This is a genomic window from Acidithrix sp. C25 (genome assembly GCF_904848545.2).
Map to the genome: position 1 here is coordinate 955,554 of NZ_CAJHCI020000010.1, position 18,215 is coordinate 973,768.

An 18,215-nucleotide genomic window follows, 5' to 3' on the forward strand; every position below is an offset into this window, starting at 1 on the left:
GCTGTAATCGGGTGCTTATCTCTGCCTGGTTGATTCAGTCCCTTTTTCAAAGACTCTATCCTGTGGACTCCTCAAGTTCACTGAGTGCAAGACAGAGCGAGCGAAATTCTACTACCCGAGCTCGATCGAACTCACACCCCGAAGGATCGATGACTTGGTCCACGCCTTCTAGAAAGTCCAATGCATCGTGTGGTTGACCGGCTTGAGCCAAAGCCTGGGCGCACAACCAATTGCAATATCGCTCTTCACCACCACGCTGGCGTAGCGAGATCGCCAAGCTTATGCAATAGCGGAACCTTCCAAGGGCAAGATATTGGCGTGCTAGAAAGTCAGTAGCGCACATCCAAAGTTGCGGGTCTCTAGCGGTGCCCCGAGCTTGCTCAAAATATTCACAAGACTCTTCTCTACGGCCTAAAGTGACTAAACTGCGCCCAACTTCGAAGGCCTTTTGCGCAAGGAGGTTTTGATCGAACGAGAACTCTTGGTGATCTAACAAGTCACGAAGAGCCAGGGTATAATTTCGCTCACCTTTAACCAAACAATCATCCTCATTTTGATAGCCAACGTCAATAATCTTCATTATCGACGACTCCAAAAAAGAGACCACTGGTTCAAAGCCATCTGGGGTCAAAACCTTCTCATGAACCCGATTAAACCAGCGAAGTTCCGTCCTGGTAAAGAGCCGTGGAGCTCGAAAAGAGTAATCTCCTCCAAAGCTAGTTGCGCTTTTCACTTCTATATCAATCAAATAAGCTTGAGTACCTCTTGGATATCTAAGCGCAAAGTCCAAAGCGTCCCAATTTACTTCCACCCATTCGTCTGCATCGATGCTCAAAATCCACTCCGACGAGGCGAGATCTAGCGCTGCATTTCTGGCGAGGGCAAAGTCGTCTTTCCAGGAGACCGAAAAAACCTTGGCACCAAAACCCTGCGCAATCTCAACTGTACGATCATTCGAACCGGTATCTACGACCACGATCTCATCGACATGGCCATAGACAGAGCTCAGACACCTCTCCAGGTGGATCTCTTCATTTTTTGTTATAAGACATGCGCTTATGGTCTTGACCATATTTTAATTATTCGACCTAACAACGAGGAGACTTGAATAGCATTTAACGGCGACGATTTAGATCGCGATCCTAGCCATTTTGCCCTTCTGCGGCTGGTGCACCTTGGTTGGATTCCAACTGGCCCGACCCAAGAGATAAAATACATTGATTGATCGCCAACTCTAGCAATCGAAGACGAAGCTCAAAGTAAATCAAGTAAAAATTTTAGTCAGACCTTCAAGCTGTCGAAAATTATTGAAAGCCAGGACGGCTCTTTGGAACTTAACCATGATGGTTGCGTAAGAACGCGATGTGAGGATAAGTCTTGAAGGCTGGTAAATGGACGCTCTTTGGTGTTCCCTTGGCAATCGTAGCGATCGTTGTCATGTTGGTGGTACCTATACCATCGATACTTTTGGACATCTTGATATCTATCAACATAACCTTTGCCGTGCTCGTGCTAATGATGGCGATACGAGTGAAATCAGTCTTGGAATTTTCTGCCTTTCCATCGGTCTTGCTCATCGCTACGGTCTTTCGCCTTGCGCTCAATATAAGCGCCACACGCCTAGTTCTCCTGCATGGATTCGCTGGATCCGTTATTGAAAGTTTTGGCCACTTTGTCGTCGGTGGCTCGATCGTTGTCGGCCTAGTAATCTTCTTTATCCTCTTCATCATCCAGTTCGTTGTAATTACAAATGGTGCCGGAAGAGTCGCTGAAGTCGCAGCTCGATTCACACTCGATGCAATGCCTGGAAAGCAGATGGCAATCGACGCCGACCTAAATGCAGGCCACATCAATGAGGCTGAAGCACGATTGAGAAGAGAAAAGATCTCAAAAGAGGCTGACTTCTACGGAGCTATGGATGGCGCATCGAAGTTTGTAAAAGGCGATGCCATCGCAGCCGTCATAATCACGATGATAAACCTTATAGGTGGATTTACCGTAGGCGTACTACAGAATCATCTTGGGCTCACTCAGGCGATTTCTACCTACTCGCTCCTGAGCGTTGGAGACGGTTTAGTCTCACAGATTCCGGCTCTATTGCTCTCAGTTTCAACTGGCCTTATCGTAACCAGATCAGCTGGAGAAAACGACTTTGGTTTAGACCTACTATCGCAATTCAAATCTCAAAAACATGCTATGACCATGGCTGGAGGTATCATCGCCGGCCTTGGAATCCTCCCAGGACTTCCGAAGCTCCCATTTATACTCGTTGGTTCAGTTGTCTATATAATTGGTCGTCGAAACAACGCACAAGCTGACGCTAGCGCCAAGGTGGAAAAAGAAGAGCCAAAGGTAATAGCTCCGCTTCCACTTGACACCCCAGAAGCCCTTATGAACACTATGAAGGTGGAACCTCTCACTCTGGAACTTGCAATTGATCTTTTGGATCTATTGGATACTCCCATGGGTGGCGACCTTTTGGATCGCGTTCGAGGCCTTCGTCGCAAGATTGCAAATGAACTAGGGCTTGTCCTCCCACCGGTAAGAACTAGAGACAACATAGAGCTAGCCATGACTGAATATGCGATCTCAGTCCATGAAGTACAAGTCGCAAAAGGACGAGCCCCTCAAGGGCGATCTCTAGCAATCGGAGGCGATCTCCATCTAATCCCGGGCGAGATGGATAAAGAACCAGTCTTTGGCCTTGAGGCCAAGTGGATCCCCTCTTCAATGAAGCAACAGGCCATGATGATGGGTGCGACAGTTGTCGACCGCTCGTCAGTAATTACCACCCACCTCTCCGAGGTGGTAAAACGTCACGCAGGCGAACTACTCTCACGACAACAAGTCAAAGAACTCATAGACGCTATCAAAAAAGGAAATGAGGCGGTTGTAGAGGAGTTGGGAGCAGCTGGCATAAACCTCTCGGAAGTACAGCGAACCCTAAAAGATATCCTCGACGAAGGCGTCCCGATTCGCGATCTCACACGAATCTTAGAAGCTATCACCGAAAGAGCTCGTGTGAGTCGCGATCCCGATAACCTCCTCGAAGCCGCAAGAGTGGCGCTTGGCCCGTCGATAGTCTCACTAAAACTCACCGATGGCGAGCTGCCTATGATCACACTGGACGGCCTTGTAACCACGCATTTGATGGAAACGCTCAAAATTACAGAGGCTGGTCTGACCCTTGGAGCCGACCCCACATATGTTAGACGAGTTGTCGACGAGGTGGGAGCGATATTTGCAGACTCAGAAACCAAGGGAAAGTCCCCGGTTCTAGTCGTCCAACCCAAGCTTAGGGCAGCGACCTACCGAACCATACACCCTCTAATACCTCGATTAAGCGTCATTTCGACCGCCGAACTGGGTGGTTCATACCGCCCCAATCTGATAGGAGTAGTGAGCCTTGTCAACGCTTCAGCAATTTGAGGGTGAATCCCTCGAGCTCCTGATTCTCAATGTGAAGAATCAATGGGGCTCCGCCGCAAAGATTATAAAAGCCGAAAAGATTAAGCCAGCGGGATTAAAGTCGCTGGTCTACAAAGAGAGATTCTCCATTCTCGTTGAAATCTCCGACAATCCCAACTTCTCAAATGCTTTAGTTGAAGACCGTTTTCGTGCGGAATCAGCCCGTCTAAGAGAAGATACTCTCGTTCGAGATCCTGCTGAATTTGCGGTACGACTAGCACGTGCATACGGAGAGGTCGCCCCATCGCAGCCCCAGTCACCTTCGACCTCTCTTCCGTTTCCAAATTTAAAGGTATCTTCGAACCCATCACAGCACCTCTTAGACGATCCATCCGATCCGGATAAACGAACGCTTCGCTCAAATTCAAAAGGAGCAAAAAAGACAAAGACGCCAAAAGAGGTTACCACTCCCCTTTGGACTCGCCTATCGAAAAAGTTCGATGGCGAAGCTGAAGCTAACGCCCCGACCAATGACAACTTTGAGTTGGACCTCACCAAAGAGAGCAAATCTCCTAAGGCTAGCAAAAATGATCTGGCCTTTGACTTCTCCAGCGAACTCAGCCAAGCATATCTAGGAAGCGATGCCTCAAACGATGAACTCTCAAATGAATATCTAGTCTCTAGAAGCTCCAATAGCTCCTACGATTATTTGGAAGACGACCTCTCCCTTGAACTTCTCGATGACATCTCAAATAATGCGGCAGCACAAGCCACCCCGTCGTCCTATCGAAATTCTCCCGAAAAAGAACAAATAATAGACCTTCGAACTCCAAGTACCTTTGAGCCCAAGACCCCTTTTGAGCCCAAGACCCCACCAGAACCCGAACTTCTGCGTGGGAATGTAATCGAATTAGACGACCTTCGTCAAATTAGAGACAACAGCTCCGCTCACGATACGAAGTCCGATCCTATAACTTGGCTCGAAGCTCGAATCAACAGCCTCACACGGGGCCTAGCTGCCGACATAAACGAACAAAGCCGCCCACCGAGCCCAAACGGAACTCTAAATCAAAGTCGAGATGGAACTCTAAACTCTCCTTCGCTGGCTGCCCTAAGAACGATTTTCATAGGCGAGAAAAGGCAGATCCGCAAAGGTTCCTACCAGCTTTTAGATCTTATTGAATCAGAATATCGGATCGAGAGTCCTTCACTCTTTCTTGCTGTGGCTACAATCGAGCAGATCAACAACCTCTTTGGACAAATTGAAACCTCTAATTCTCCAATGACAATTGCAATGGAGATCGACGAAGAATCGCTAAACCCGACAGAAGTGGCCTTTGTACGTCGCGAACTTGGCCTTCCATCTACATATCTATTTTGTGATCCACGGTGGTCTAATGCCTATATCAATCATCTAGCCCGAGAACTCGGTGGCAAAAGCGCAATGACGCTCGTCTTTTTGAGCAACTCGCCTGGCTTTGACGCAAACAACTTCGACCTGCCAGTTCTGAACCTGGCAACAAATCAAGCCGGTCGAGTTGTTCCAACCAAGATGACCAGGTCGCAAAGTAACCCTGATTGATAGGAGGTGAGACTCGATGCACTTTCGACCAAAACTAACATTGGCAGCATCTGCTGCGATTACCTTTCCGGCCTTTTCGTCTTATAGTGCGGGCTTCATCTCCCTCAACGACCTTCTTGGCCGTGCATTAATCTCAATTGCGGTCTCGTTTGTTGGGGTTACCCTTCTTTCGTATGTACTTGCAATCTTTACTGCTCAATCCTTGGAAAATATAGAACTCTTAGATGCCAAGGAGAAGGAGAACAAAGGCGATAATGTGGTGCCTGCCAAACTCGCCTTAGAGGAGATAAACCAACAGACCTCTCAGCCACCACCTGCCATTGGCTAAAAGAGCTAATTTAGAACCTATCGACAACTACGCCATGGCTTCAATCTAAAGAGCATTGTCTCTTTAGATTGAAGCCATGGCGTAGTCAATTTAGTTAACTGATTTAGTTCCATTGCGCCTCACCTTTGCGCCTCACCATTGCACCTCACCATCATCGGCTATCTCAAATGAATCTGCGGAAATCGATCCCTAAATCGATCTTCTCCCAAAATGCTAAAGATAGCTAACTAACTGGACCCTATCAAAGGGTAAAAACATGGTCTTGGATCGTCAAGAAGACAAGAGACGAAAAGAGAAAAGGAAGAGATCAAACAACTACCATAGCGCAGATAGACTCTGCAAAATCAATTTAGAGGTTGCGACCTACAGTACCAATTCGAATCGTGTCTGTGTCCCAATCCCTGGCAACAATCCTGGTCGTCTCCGTGCCAATTGCGCCTGGAGGGTCTTGAACTTTGTAGCCGACCATGAGAAAGTCAATCACAGCTCCAGCTCATATGTTCAGTCGCAGCGCTTTGGTCACACTAATAATGAGGACCCGAGCTCAATGAATCTCTTTATAGATCTATTCACAAAAATGTAGAAATCAACATTCGCTCATGATATCCAGTAGCGCGAGTCAGCTAACCTAGATTCGGAAGCGTAGTCAAGGTCGGCGCTAAAGAGGTGGCCGTAGAAGAGAGACTCGTCGATATCGTCGTGTTGAGAATCACGATATCAACTCGTCGATTTTCCATCATGTTAGCTGGGGTGGTATTTGGAAGCAATGGCTGCGTTGATCCATATCCGGTTGCGCTCAAGCGCGAAGCCAAAATATGATCGTTCTTCACTAAATATTCAAGCACGTTCACGGCACGCATGGCCGATAATTCCATATTAGAGCTGTAAGGTCCTCCTACAATTGGCTGGTTATCGGTGTTACCTTGAATAACTACATTATTTGGAATCGGTGCAATCACCGAGGCGACGGCATCCAAAATCTTGGTTCCACCAGGCTGAACGTTGGCAGAATCAACGGCGAAAAATACCTTATCCGTCAGAATCCTAACAATAACTCCTTGGGAGCTTGTCAAAACACTTACCGAAGAAGAAAGTCCTGAGGATGCGATCGACCTGCTCAACTGGCGTTCTAAGCTAACAGTCGCATTAGAGGAGCTCGAATTTGATGAGGACGAGATCGTAGCCTTAGCTGACGAATTGCCAGGACTCGATACAAGTGAATTCGCTTGTAAAATTCCAGTTCCTCCCGCTTGTAGGGAGTTTATTTGAGGAGAAAATGCAGAGATCACACCAGTCCTAAATTCATTAAATTTCTTTACACTGATAGAACTCATAGCAAAAAGAACCACAAATAGAGCAAGCAAAAGAGTAATCATATCGGCATATGTCAGTAGCCAACGTTCAGAGTGCTCACCAACTTCTTCCTCGTGCTTTTTCTTTCCTCGATGAAGTGCAGGAGCAGTATGTCCCTTAACGCTCATCTTGTTATGCTGCCTTCTTCTTAGAAGCCGCTTTTGCAGCTTCAAGCGCTTCTCGGTCTTTTGGCGCCAAATAGGTCAAGAGTTGCTGTTCGACAATTCGAGGAGCAGATCCCTCTTGAATTGCCAATATCCCATCAAGAGTCAATTGCTTGGCTTTGACTTCTAACTCTCCCATGCGATGAAGTTTGCCTTCGATTGGAAGCCAGATCACATTAGCAGTCATAACACCCCAAAGGGTTGCGGTAAAGGCTGCCGAAATTGCGGGCCCTAGAGTGCTAGGGTTAGAAAGGTTCTGCAGAACATGGACCAAGCCCATAACTGTTCCCAAAATACCAATCGTAGGTGCATATCCTCCCATGTCCTTGAAGATCTTTCCCGCAGCCTTATGCCGTGCCTTCATCGAGTCGATATCGCCCTCTAAAATCATCCGAATTACCTCCGGATCGGAGCCATCCACAACCATTTGAAGGCCCTTTTTCATAAAGGGATCCTCTATGTCTTTTGCCGCAGATTCCAGCACTAATAGGCCTTCCTTGCGTGCAACCTCTGCGTATTTGACTAAATCGGCTATCGACTCCTCTGCCACTGGAGCCTTTGCTAACATTGCAGATTTGATTCCACCGATCAACATAGACATATCTTTAAGACGGACCGTCGCCATAGTAACGCCGATCGTGCCTCCAAAGATCAAAAGCATTGAAGACGGAGCGATCAGCGATGCAGGATTGCCCCCGTCCATTATCATCGAAACCATAATTGCCACTAAGGCAACTCCAATTCCGATTGGTGTTGCGAAATCCATTTCTACCCCTCTTGGTCAGGTCCTATAACCAGTCGAAGTGCGGGAGAGGGCTCTCCGGTGCGTCCCAAATATGCAGCCTCTGCCAAAACAGATGCCTGAAAGGTACGAACCCCAGCAACGATCTCATCGACGCTCTCTCGAACAACGTAATGAGTCCCGTCACTCAGCATTATCACGGTATCAGGGTTAGCCTCAACGCGTTGTATGAGATCCGAATTGATGACCATCTTCTCACCATTCAATCGAGTTAGATTAATCATCTATAAGTTTCCTTTTCGAACATCTCCCGACAATTCCAACACCTAGAGTGTCGGCACTCTAGGTGGCTAATTTAAAGAAATCAATAAATAAATAACGCAATGCTCAAGATCATCGAAATTACAATCTGAAGATTTCCTCAATTGCGTTCGACCAAAAAGGCTGGGGTCCGAGGCAAATAGTGTTTTATTGGATAATCCAAAAATCGATAGATACATTAAACGATGGTGTCTTCGCTATCTCATTTGACACCAATAGTTTCAGGGGTATCGCCTCATGGGGCTGCCCTTTAATCGGTTGAACTATATCTGTTATAGACAATGGAAGTTTCTGACACAACGATCGAGTAGCACGCATATCTTGACTGCTCACGGCATATCCGAAGGCAAAAACATGGGCACCAGGTTCACAGTTACCCGGTGCCCATTTGGCGGATTCGTCGAAGAAAAAGTGATGAATTTATTTATTCAAGGTGGTCAGCTACATCTGAACCAACGACTGAAGGACCATGGAAGTTGTTGAAACCACTTTAGTGTCAGCCTGGTAGGCAGTTTGGGCGACTATCAGGTTCGATAGTTCAGTTCCAAGGCTGACGTTAGAGTTTTCCAAAGAACCACCTAGAAGTTGCCCTCGACCACCAGTACCAGGAGTACCAAGTTGGGCAGTTCCAGAGTTCAAGGTGGATTGATAATTTAGATTACCCACCTTGGTTAGGCCATTTTCATTGGCAAAGTTTGCCATTGCGATAACTCCCAAAGATTGCGTCTTACCGTTTGCATAAGTACCAGTTACCGTCCCGTCAGACCCAATGGAGAAGTTCTGCAAGGTTCCAGAAGGATATCCATCTTGAGAAGCAACCGCTATCGTACTTGATCCAGAAAACTGAGTTACAGCCCCTGTCGTCCCAGCGGCCGGAAAGTCCAAATTCATTCCCGCCGTCGGCACGCTATAGGATGTTGGAAAACCCGTCAACGGTATTGGAGTCGTTGACGTCATTTGCCCGGTGGTCGGATCAAAGGTAATCGTACCGCTCCCTAGGGAGGTGGTGCCTCCCGTTGTACTTCCTGGCGTCGGCGTGGTTACCTTTACGCCATAGCTATCTGCCGTCCCCGATGTGGCTGTAAATGTAACCGTAATTGGTATCTGATTGCCAAGGCTATCATACGCTGTAGTCGTAGCTGTATAGCTTGGCTGCGTGGTAACCGTAGCTCCGTTCCAAGCAGGGAGGTTTCCCCCCAAGGTTATATTCGCTGTAGCTGCTGGATTTGCAGCTTGGCCCTGAGGTATTGATAGGGGCCCTGTCGGTCCTGTAGTTAAGATAGTACCCCCTGCAGTCGTTGGGGACCAGCCTTGGATCAGTGCTCCAGTTTGAGTAACGAGCTGACCGTTGGCATCAAGCTTCAAATTACCAGCTCTGGTGTAGTAAGTTTGGCCATTTTGTTGAGCTACCAAGAAGCCCGTTCCTTGAATTGCAACGTCAGTCGGACTTCCGGTTTGAACATTTGTACCTTCAGTAAAATTAGTACTTGTGCTACTGACACGAACACCGCTACCGACAAAGATTGGGTTTACGCCACCCGTTACTCCAGTCTGCGGCGCTCCAGCAGGAGCTACCTGCTGATTTAAAAGGTCTGCGAACTGGACACTTGTGTCTTGGTATCCAACCGTATTGACGTTTGCAATGTTGTTACCGACATTATCAAGCATTGTCTGTGCGGCATCTATTCCTGATATAGCAGCGGATAAAGAACGAGTCATTTGGCTTGCCTTTCTAATTTAATTGTTGGTCGAATTGAAATACTTATGATTAATAAATGGATAACTAAGAGAGCAAGATCTAAGAGACTGAGCTGACGCTTGCGAGTGGCACGGATTGAGAACCAACATTTAAATTTGGCCCACTTGCTGTTACGGAGACAGAAGATACCAAACCCGAAAAAGGTGTTCCATTGGATAATGTACCCGAAACCGTCTTACCGATCATCGACGTCGACGCCATCACCCCCATCTCCTGGTTCGTTTGAGCTGACGATGTTTGAACCGCTTGAAGCGCCTGAACCATCGTAAGTTGTGCAGTTTGAGTTACAAAGGTAGTCGGATTTGTTGGATTCAGGGGGTTTTGATTCTGCAGCTGTGCGACTAATAGTTGCAAAAACTCACTCGAATTCATCGAAGCAATCGCATTGGTCGAAGTTGCACTCGAACCACCCGACGAGGACGAACTTGGTGTCGTCGAAGTGGATGACGTAGTAGGCGTCGTCGTAGAAGTACTGGTAGGCGTAGTACTGGTAGGCGTCGTCGAGGTTGAAGTGGTGGTTGTGGGTGATGCGATCGAGCTAAAGGTCGGCATTGCAGGTGGGATGATCGGTGGTATCGCCGGTATCGATGAAATAGATGACATTAATTTCCTTCTCTCAAAAAATAGATAGTTCTCTCATTAGTCACTTCAAAGACGCATATCAAGTACGTGATATCCGCTGATCAAAACTGAAGAAAGCGAAGCGGGCGAGGGCTGTTGATTTTCGATAGGTCCGTCTAGAACGGCTGTGGCGGCCGTTGGTGAAAATGCGCTCGGGGTAGGACTTCTTTGTCCAAACGAGCGATTCTGCGAAAAATCTAAGTGGGTAGATAGGCCAGATGCACTCGTAAGTTCACTCGTGAGTTGGCCAGCATGTCGCAATAGAAGGGAATTAGTTGCTGAATTGCTAGAGGTCAAAGAGACCACTAGACCGCCTGAATCAATGGTCATATGTGCTGTGATTGGTCCAAGATTTGGTGGTGTAATAATAAGTTCCACATTTGCGCCCATCCCAGCCTTAATCCCCAATGTTGCTATCGCACTTGAGATAGCTTCAGAAGGTGCAAGGGGCGTCGGAAATGAAATGGTCAAAGTCTTCGGCGCGCCAGAAGTTGGGTCGTTTGACGCAATAGTTCCAAAGTTGGCTAAAAGACTAGCCAACTTCTCTTCTGAGGGGCCAACTGTGGCAACGCTTGGTTGGTTCTGTGTTCCTGGGGTTAAATTACCAGAAGTATGACTCTGAGACGCAGCCGCCTTAGTAGCTTCGCCAACCAAGGTTGAAGAGATACCAGAAGCACCTGATCCGCCAATCTGTGCTGAAGAAGAAGTCATTTTAGAGCCGCTCATAACTGCACTAGTAAAATCAATAGGGGCTGCACCTTTAGAAGACGCCTCCTGTTGACTTTGACTAGAAGACAAAGGCTGACTCACACTCGATGCATCTTGGGTTTGGTTAGGGACTGTTTTGGCTAAATTCTCTCCCAAAACAAAAGTCGGACTGTTTGAATTTTGAATCGCCTTATTAGAGGCCGTCGCCTCCGGCGCAGCAGCAGTGCTGGATTTGTTTCCAAGCTGATTTGGCAAAAGGGCACTCTCTGACACTGAGGCACTAACCAAAGATACCGAAGCACCTTGCTTTGATGCACTTTGGACGCTTTGGCCATTGGTGCTCGAAGATGCCACCTTACTTGAGAGATTGGAAGCACTCAATGCAATCGTGATTGGTGCAAGCTGATTCGACAAAATCTGATTCGGAACAGTGGTCGACTGTGCCGGTGACCCTATCGAATTACCAGGTGATGAAATAGGTTTCGACTTTGATTTGGTAGCTGTGGTTGTGGTTGTCTTCGTAGGTTGCTTGTCCAAAGGCGCGCCAATTGTAGTTATTGGCTGGGAATTTGAATTTGCGAGATAAGCATTTTTGGCATCCGAAACAACACTGGCTAAAGACGGATTAGTCGCTGGTCCAGTGCCATTTGCGACACTGACATCTGTCAGCATCACTGTCGAAATAGCAGCACCTTTAGGACCATTATTCACCCCATTCGAAGAACTATTCGCGGCCGCAGGGCTCTTTGAGGTCGCATCTTGACTCTGCGAAGAGGTAGGTGTGCTCATATTGGTTTGGGAAGCAGATGCCCCTTGGCCGATAGTGTCACTGACGCGAGAGATAGTTTGAGACGAAGAACTTGATGCAGCGTTAGATGTTGCAGCATTGGGAGGGGATGTCGCCTGCGAGATCGCATCTAAAAAAGAGGAACCGCCTGACGAGGAGGACCCATTTGAATTTGGCGTTGAACTTACTGTAGAGCTAGAGGACGAATTGGATGCAGAAACACTTATCATGCAGCTGCTCCTTTCATATTCTGAAGTACCGAGGTGACGTAATTTTGAGTTTCTGGATACGGAGGAATTCCTCCATAGGCTCTTACCGCATTGTCGCCGGCATTATAGGCAGCTGCAGCTAAAGCCGGGGTCTTGAAGGCTCCAAGCTTTTCGCTGAGCAACTGAGCAGCGCCATAGATAGCTTGGGTTGGATTCATTGGGTTAATTCCAAGACCGCTAGCCGTTGATGGCATTATCTGCATTATGCCTTGGGCGCCCGCCGACGAAACGGCATTTGGATTAAAGTTTGACTCGACTTTAGCGATTGAAAGCAACAAGTTCACATCAATGTGATTTGCCGCAGCCGCAGCCTGGAAGGTCGGAAGGTAGCTTCCAGCTTGGCTCACCAAAGAAGGATTTGCTGTTGCGCCAGTTATTCGCACAATTGAAGTAGGAGTGCCAACCGAATTTACCTGAACGTTCTGGCCTGCTTTTGGAGCATCGATCATCTTTCCATTACCTATATAAATGCCAACGTGATAAGCAGGGCTTCCATAAAAGATCAGATCGCCAGGTTGTGCAAGTGCCAATGATGCAACTGGGGTTCCTGTGCTCTGTTGTTGAGCCGCGGTTCGAGGAAGTGAGACGCCGAGATCCGAAAATACCTTTTGCACCAGGCCCGAGCAGTCAAATCCTGTTGATGGAGAGGCCCCACCCCATTGGTAAGGCACACCTAGGTATTGCATAGCATCACTAACTACAGATGCACCATTTACGACAGGCGCGCCCCCTGTGATAGTTCCGCTCGAAGCTACAGGAGACGCTGGAGATGTAGCAAACGTAGGAGATGCAGGAGACACAGAGGGGGTACTAGATGGTGAAAATGCCCAATTGCCTGTGGCGAGAGCTTGTGCGCCGCTTGGTGATGTGGGCTGTGATGGAACTTGAGAAGTTACCGCTGCCGCATTAGATAAATTTGTCGCCGATGGATTTGCCGCATTATTTAAGTTCTGCAATAGGTTTGCGCCATTGATCAATCCGCTAGGAGTCGCAGATGCTAAAGCCGAGGCAAACGATGCACTTGAAGGTACCGCTGCATCAACGCTGCTTGCCAAGGTCTTGCCCATGTTAGAGATGGAATTTATGGTAGCCAAAATGCCCGAGATCGCACTTTGGCTCATTTGGACCGATGGGTTCACAGAAGAAGAGCTCGATGGAGCGAGGCTAACCATACTCATTGTTCGTCCTCTCTCTTTCTCATATACCACATAACCGATCCGACTTCATCGTTTTCCATCTGTTCAAAGCGTGTTAGTTCCTCGATGTAGTTTCTATAATCGCGTTCCTCTAAACGAGAAAGCGATTCGAATGAACGCTTTTCAACGGTCCACTTATCCTTTGCACTATCTCTCTGATCAAGAGCAATCGACTTTTCTCGCTCAGAAAATTCCAGGGCTTCCACTCCGTTTAGCTGAAGGGCGAAGGTGCCTTGCAACTCCTCTTTGGAAGAGGCATTAAAGCTCATGGCAGATAAAGAATGAGACCTCGTCTTCACCTGGACCTCCGCGAGACGAACGATATTCTCCTGAGTTAAAAGCTGTGCCCGAGCCACCTCCTCGCGCATCTGAGCAAGGCGCATCAGCCGCTCCAGGGAAAAGACGAACTTCTTCATCGAGACACCTCTTCGTAGGAGGAATTCAGAATCTCACCAAGTCGCCCAAAGGCTAGGTCCACATCGCTTTGATCATCGATAGTCTGACGTAGGAATTCATCAAGTCGTGGTTTGACTGAGATAGAAAGGTCGATCTCAGGATTAGAGCCACGCTGATAGGCACCTACCTCAATTAGATCGCGGGCCTCGCGATAGGTGGCCATCAACCTTCGAGATCTTGTGCACAAGGCTCTGCGTTCAGGTGTCAATATTGCGCCTTCAAGACGAGAGATCGACTCCAATACATCAACAGCTGGATACTGACCTGAGGTAGCTAACCGCCGTGACAAAACAATATGACCATCCAAAATCGACCGTGCGGCATCTGATATTGGCTCGTTCATCTCATCGCCATCAACCAAAACGGTGTACAAACCAGTTATGCTGCCTAATTCGGAGTTTCCAGCTCTCTCTAGCAACTTAGGCAAAAGGGCAAAGGCAGATGGTGGATATCCCCGTGTAGCTGGTGGCTCGCCGGCACTTAATCCAACTTCTCGTTGAGCCATAGCCAAACGCGTTAGCGAATCCATCATTAGCACTACTGAGTTGCCCTGATCCCTAAACCATTCTGCAATACGAGTAGCGGTAAATGCGGCCCTGATTCTCACCAAGGCAGGTTCGTCAGAGGTGGCCACCACAATTACCGAACGCGCCAAGCCGTCAGTCCCAAGATCGTTCAAAATGAACTCATTTACCTCTCGACCTCGTTCGCCAATCAGTGCAACTACATTTATGTCGGCCGCGCTACCGCGAGCTATCATCGACAGCATTGTGGACTTGCCGACTCCAGAGCCAGCAAAGATCCCAAGGCGCTGGCCAATTCCACAGGGAACTAAGGTGTCAAGCACCCGCACCCCTAGAGGGATCTGACGTGAGATCGTTCCTCTCGCCATGGGACTTGGCGGCTCTCCATGAACTGATATCACTTCGCCACCACTAATAGGCTTACCGCCATCGATCGGGTACCCTCGGGCATCGACCACTCGCGCCAAAAGCGCTTCACCGACTCTAATTGTTGGTGGCCGACCTGCTGGCATCGCAGAACTTCCAAAACGAAGGCCACGTAAATGACCAAATGGAGTGCAGATCAAACGCCCCTCTCGAACGGCCACTACTTCGGCTTCCATAAAACCATCATCTCGTTGGACCATTACCAAGTCGCCAATTGCAGCGCTAACGCCCTCTATCTCAAGTTGAAGGCCGGTGATTCGAGAGACCTTCCCAACTGGGCGAAATGCTGCCCCCTCGCGAAGGGCATCTTTGATAGAACTAGGTATCATTAGTCGTTTCCTAGTTCATTAAGGACTTCCCTCATGCGAGCCAATGCTGAAGAGATCTGAAGATCGAGTTTCATGGAATCCGCCTCTAATATTGCGGCGCCAGCCTCTATATCCGGATCTTCAACTAGCAAGAGTCCTGACGGAGGTGGAATCTTTCGCTCTTCAAAGGCGACTGAAACCACTTGGAAATCTTTAGGATTGAGTCGAATCGTGACAGCTTTAGCATCGATACTCATGGAGATGGTACTCTTGAGCACCTCGATCAATCTCTGACGCAGATCGAAGATAGGGGCAGATAACACTGCTTCCACCAAGTCAACCACGAAGGTAGCTAGGTCGGTTGACTCAGTCATCTCTAGGATTTCGCTCTTTGACGAGATTGACTCGATGGCTTGAGAGAGTGACGATATTGCTGAATCAAAGGCTCGAACCTTTGCTCCAAATTCACTTTGGGCTTGTTCTCTTGCTTCGTTGTAACCCTGGAGCCTTCCCTCCTCAAATGCATCCTGGCGTATTCTCTCTTTTTCTTGGGATTCGAAGCCTGATGAGGGATTCCCCTCGGATGAATAAGATGCAACCGATGGTAGCTCAAGTGGTGAGATCAGCTCTGGATTATCGCGCATTGCTCCAAATCGCAAAACAGCTCTCGTAGATGCGTCCATATTTTCATATCGATTGCGGCTCATTAGATCATCTCCTCATCGTTTCGAGTGAGAACAATCTCTCCAGCTGACTCCAATTCGCGCACAACCCTAACGACCGCCGACTGTGCCGCTTCAACAGCTGAAACCCTCATAGCACCAAGCGTCTCGATCTCATCGACCAAGTCCCCAGCAGCACGCTCTGACATATTCTTTAGGACCTTTTCTCTCATGTCGTTTGGAACACCCTTGAGTGCGACGGCTAGATCCTTAGGCACAACCTGCCGAAGGATGCGTTGAAGCGTTCGATCGTCCAAATTCATCACATCTTCAAAGACAAACATCTGCGTTCTAATTCGGTCAGCCAATTCAGGATCCATGGCATCTAAGTCGCTTAGGATCCTCTTTTCTGTATTTTGCTCTGCCCGATTCAGCATCTCCACAACTGCTGAGACCCCACCTCTGCTAGAAGTTTGCCCAGCTTTTGCCAGACCAGCAAGCTTTCTCTGCAAGACCGATGCAGCAAGCTCTAGAACCTCTGGGTCAACTCGCTCCATGTTGGCTATTCGCCTAGCTATATCGGCGCGCGAAACATCCGGAAGTGCAGACAAAATTGCAGCCGCAGTATCTGGGGACAAAAAACTTAGAATTACTGCGACTATCTGCGGGTGCTCATCTTGAAGGTAAGAAGCAGTCTGGCCCGCATCCACATGTGCCAAAAACGAAACCGGATTATTTACCTGAGATCCAGAAAATTCATCAAGTATCTCTTCGGCCGCCTGGGCTCCAATTCGAGAGGCCAAAAAATCCCTGGCGGTGTCAACTCCGCCTTGGGTGAGGTTTCTAATTCCAGCCAAAGAATTAATAAAGTCATCAGCAATTTGACGATTCAGATCATTTTCAATCTTTGGAAGGCGCGCTATTTCGAGCGTGAGCGATATCGCCTCAGTCTCCGACATCGATCGAAGGATCCGACCAGCAACATCTCTTCCGAGTTGCACCAAAACAATGGCTGCTCTTTGGGTTCCTGTGAGTTCGCTGGCTTTCACCGCCATCATCCCGCCTTTACGGCTGAAGTCATCCAGACTCGAAGCAGCTTGGCGACATCTTCAGGCTGGCTCTCTATAAAGCTCACAATTTCAGTTGAAATCATCGGAGCTTCAGCAGGTGGAAGTTGACGAATCTGTGCCTCTGGAATCTCATCGTAATAATCGCTATAGGCAGGAATATCTATCTCGGCTCGAACCTCTTTTTTGGACGATCGAATGACAAAGAACATGGCCAAGATCACGCCTAAGACTAGCAGTGCAGTCTTTATCAGGGAATAAAGCGATGATGCAGAAGACGCTCCAACAATCGGGGTAGTCTTAGGTAAAACGCTAAAGGGCATTTGAACAACCGAGATAGTATCGCCCCTGGCCGCTACAATTCCGGCAGCCGCCGAGACAAGTTGCGAGACTCGCGCCGGGGTCACACCTTTTACCTTTGAGTTCAACAAAACTGCGACGCTCAGCCGCTGAACCTGCCCTGGTGCTTGGGTGGTGCTTTGGTTGATTTGGCCAAGGGCGTAGTTGGTCGTGTTGTTGGTTTGCTGGTAGGTGGAATTAGCAGCACCGGTAGCGGCATTAGTCGTGATACTTCCCAGAACTCCACCTGTTGGGGATCCAGTTCCGCTAAAGTTCTGAGTTGCAGTTTGAACCTGCGTTGGAACCGTGATCGGAGTTCCCTTAGGGTTAGTCTGAACGGCTTGACTCTGAGTGGTGACTTGATTGAAATTCAGGGTTGCAGCCACGCGAACCACGGCGTTGTTAGCTCCCACCAAGGGAGTCAGAAGAGACTCTAGAGCGGTCTGAAGGTTCTGGTCATAAGCAGTAGTAGCTGCCGAATTGGTCGAAGACGCAGTATTCATCCCCGGTGCTGAGAGAACATTTCCATTTGAATCAACGAGGGTGATGTTTGATGCTGAAAGATTTGGAATCGACGAAGCCACTAAATGGACGATCCCTTGGATTTGCGTAGCGCTAAGAACAGTCCCGGTAGCCAGTGTTACCAAAACCGAAGCAGATGGCTGTTGGGTATTTGAAATCGCAAAGACATTGTTAGAGACCAACGCAAGGTTGACCTGAGCCGCAGTAACACCTTGGATTGCTTCGATCGTAGAGGCGAGTTCTCCTTGCAAAGCACGCTGGTAGTCGGCTTGCTGTGTGAGTTGCGAGGCAGTAATTCCGACTTTGTCCAAGATCGCAAGGCCAACCGTCGAATTGGCTGGAAGATTTGCTTGGGCCATATTTAGGCGCTGCTGGTAAACATCTGGCTGTGGGACCATAATCGTGGCACCACCGTCAGCTATTTGATACGGAACGCCCGCCGCCTGAAGCTTTGCCGTCATAGCAGCAGCGTCAGATGCTGCCAACCCCGTAAACAAAGGAGCATAACTGGGCTTAGATGCGTACTGGGAATACACAAATCCACCAAGCGCTAGAGCCGCTATGGCAAGAACTGTGAGAACTTTTTGACCGGACGTAAAGCCATTTGCGAACCTTACGCCATATTGCCTAAGCGATCCTACGCTATCTGAAACTGCCACATTAGTACCTAACT

General features: G+C 48.4%; 17 protein-coding genes. 4 read left to right on the forward strand and 13 right to left on the reverse strand.

Going from position 1 to position 18,215, the window contains the following annotated elements:
* Window positions 1-55: 55 nt before the first annotated feature.
* A complete protein-coding gene (locus tag ACIDITHRIX25_RS79865) occupies window positions 56-1,072 on the reverse strand; it encodes a glycosyltransferase family 2 protein (RefSeq protein WP_052606310.1) in 1,017 nt (338 codons plus the stop codon).
* A 305-nt stretch (window positions 1,073-1,377) separates the two neighbouring features.
* Between ACIDITHRIX25_RS79865 and ACIDITHRIX25_RS79870 the strand changes: the two genes are divergently transcribed.
* From ACIDITHRIX25_RS79870 to ACIDITHRIX25_RS79880, 3 genes are read left to right on the forward strand one after another with little or no spacing between them, the layout of a single operon-like run.
* Window positions 1,378-3,429 (forward strand): flagellar biosynthesis protein FlhA, encoded by a 2,052-nt coding sequence (locus tag ACIDITHRIX25_RS79870; protein ID WP_052606311.1) that lies wholly within the window; start codon window positions 1,378-1,380, stop codon window positions 3,427-3,429.
* Window positions 3,407-4,990 carry a hypothetical protein gene (locus ACIDITHRIX25_RS79875; RefSeq protein ID WP_201733369.1) on the forward strand — a complete coding sequence of 528 codons (1,584 nt, stop codon included), beginning with the start codon at window positions 3,407-3,409 and terminating at the stop codon, window positions 4,988-4,990. Before ACIDITHRIX25_RS79870 ends, ACIDITHRIX25_RS79875 begins: the two co-directional genes overlap by 23 nt.
* A gap of 16 nt (window positions 4,991-5,006) precedes the next feature.
* A complete protein-coding gene (locus ACIDITHRIX25_RS79880; RefSeq protein ID WP_201733370.1) occupies window positions 5,007-5,318 on the forward strand; it encodes a hypothetical protein in 312 nt (103 codons plus the stop codon).
* A 623-nt stretch (window positions 5,319-5,941) separates the two neighbouring features.
* Here the strand turns inward: ACIDITHRIX25_RS79880 and ACIDITHRIX25_RS79885 are convergent.
* The 5 genes from ACIDITHRIX25_RS79885 to ACIDITHRIX25_RS79905 form a co-directional block, all read right to left on the reverse strand.
* Window positions 5,942-6,799 carry an OmpA/MotB family protein gene (locus ACIDITHRIX25_RS79885; protein ID WP_201733371.1) on the reverse strand — a complete coding sequence of 286 codons (858 nt, stop codon included), beginning with the start codon at window positions 6,797-6,799 and terminating at the stop codon, window positions 5,942-5,944.
* 4 nt (window positions 6,800-6,803) lie between these two features.
* Window positions 6,804-7,601 carry a flagellar motor protein gene (locus ACIDITHRIX25_RS79890; RefSeq protein WP_052606316.1) on the reverse strand — a complete coding sequence of 266 codons (798 nt, stop codon included), beginning with the start codon at window positions 7,599-7,601 and terminating at the stop codon, window positions 6,804-6,806.
* Between the two features lie 2 nt (window positions 7,602-7,603).
* A complete protein-coding gene (locus ACIDITHRIX25_RS79895) occupies window positions 7,604-7,861 on the reverse strand; it encodes a flagellar FlbD family protein (RefSeq protein ID WP_052606317.1) in 258 nt (85 codons plus the stop codon).
* A gap of 478 nt (window positions 7,862-8,339) precedes the next feature.
* Window positions 8,340-9,617 carry a flagellar hook protein FlgE gene (locus ACIDITHRIX25_RS79900; protein WP_201733372.1) on the reverse strand — a complete coding sequence of 426 codons (1,278 nt, stop codon included), beginning with the start codon at window positions 9,615-9,617 and terminating at the stop codon, window positions 8,340-8,342.
* Between the two features lie 79 nt (window positions 9,618-9,696).
* Complete coding sequence (locus tag ACIDITHRIX25_RS79905) at window positions 9,697-10,038, reverse strand: flagellar hook capping FlgD N-terminal domain-containing protein (protein ID WP_502756222.1); 342 nt, start codon at window positions 10,036-10,038, stop codon at window positions 9,697-9,699.
* A 4-nt stretch (window positions 10,039-10,042) separates the two neighbouring features.
* On the opposite strand from ACIDITHRIX25_RS79905, the gene ACIDITHRIX25_RS79910 reads away from it, so the two are divergent.
* On the forward strand, window positions 10,043-10,288 hold the full coding sequence (locus ACIDITHRIX25_RS79910) for a hypothetical protein (protein ID WP_052606320.1): 246 nt from the start codon (window positions 10,043-10,045) through the stop codon (window positions 10,286-10,288).
* A gap of 17 nt (window positions 10,289-10,305) precedes the next feature.
* On the opposite strand, the gene fliK is transcribed toward ACIDITHRIX25_RS79910, so the two are convergent.
* Genes fliK through fliF form a run of 7 tightly spaced genes read right to left on the reverse strand, consistent with a single transcriptional unit; the run spans window position 10,306 to window position 18,201 of the window.
* On the reverse strand, window positions 10,306-12,003 hold the full coding sequence (gene fliK / locus ACIDITHRIX25_RS79915) for a flagellar hook-length control protein FliK (protein WP_201733373.1): 1,698 nt from the start codon (window positions 12,001-12,003) through the stop codon (window positions 10,306-10,308).
* Window positions 12,000-13,220: an NlpC/P60 family protein gene (locus tag ACIDITHRIX25_RS79920; protein ID WP_201733374.1), complete on the reverse strand. Its 1,221-nt coding sequence runs from the start codon at window positions 13,218-13,220 to the stop codon at window positions 12,000-12,002. The genes fliK and ACIDITHRIX25_RS79920 overlap by 4 nt, the downstream gene beginning before the upstream one ends.
* On the reverse strand, window positions 13,217-13,654 hold the full coding sequence (locus ACIDITHRIX25_RS79925) for a hypothetical protein (RefSeq protein ID WP_201733375.1): 438 nt from the start codon (window positions 13,652-13,654) through the stop codon (window positions 13,217-13,219). The genes ACIDITHRIX25_RS79920 and ACIDITHRIX25_RS79925 overlap by 4 nt, the downstream gene beginning before the upstream one ends.
* On the reverse strand, window positions 13,651-14,973 hold the full coding sequence (locus tag ACIDITHRIX25_RS79930) for a FliI/YscN family ATPase (protein ID WP_201733376.1): 1,323 nt from the start codon (window positions 14,971-14,973) through the stop codon (window positions 13,651-13,653). The genes ACIDITHRIX25_RS79925 and ACIDITHRIX25_RS79930 overlap by 4 nt, the downstream gene beginning before the upstream one ends.
* Window positions 14,973-15,659, reverse strand: coding sequence for a FliH/SctL family protein (locus ACIDITHRIX25_RS79935; protein ID WP_201733377.1), 687 nt, complete (start codon window positions 15,657-15,659; stop codon window positions 14,973-14,975). Before ACIDITHRIX25_RS79935 ends, ACIDITHRIX25_RS79930 begins: the two co-directional genes overlap by 1 nt.
* Window positions 15,659-16,672, reverse strand: a complete 1,014-nt coding sequence (fliG, locus tag ACIDITHRIX25_RS79940) for a flagellar motor switch protein FliG (RefSeq protein WP_213333453.1) — start codon at window positions 16,670-16,672, stop codon at window positions 15,659-15,661. Before fliG ends, ACIDITHRIX25_RS79935 begins: the two co-directional genes overlap by 1 nt.
* Window positions 16,669-18,201: a flagellar basal-body MS-ring/collar protein FliF gene (fliF, locus tag ACIDITHRIX25_RS79945; protein ID WP_201733379.1), complete on the reverse strand. Its 1,533-nt coding sequence runs from the start codon at window positions 18,199-18,201 to the stop codon at window positions 16,669-16,671. The genes fliG and fliF overlap by 4 nt, the downstream gene beginning before the upstream one ends.
* Window positions 18,202-18,215 lie beyond the last annotated feature (14 nt).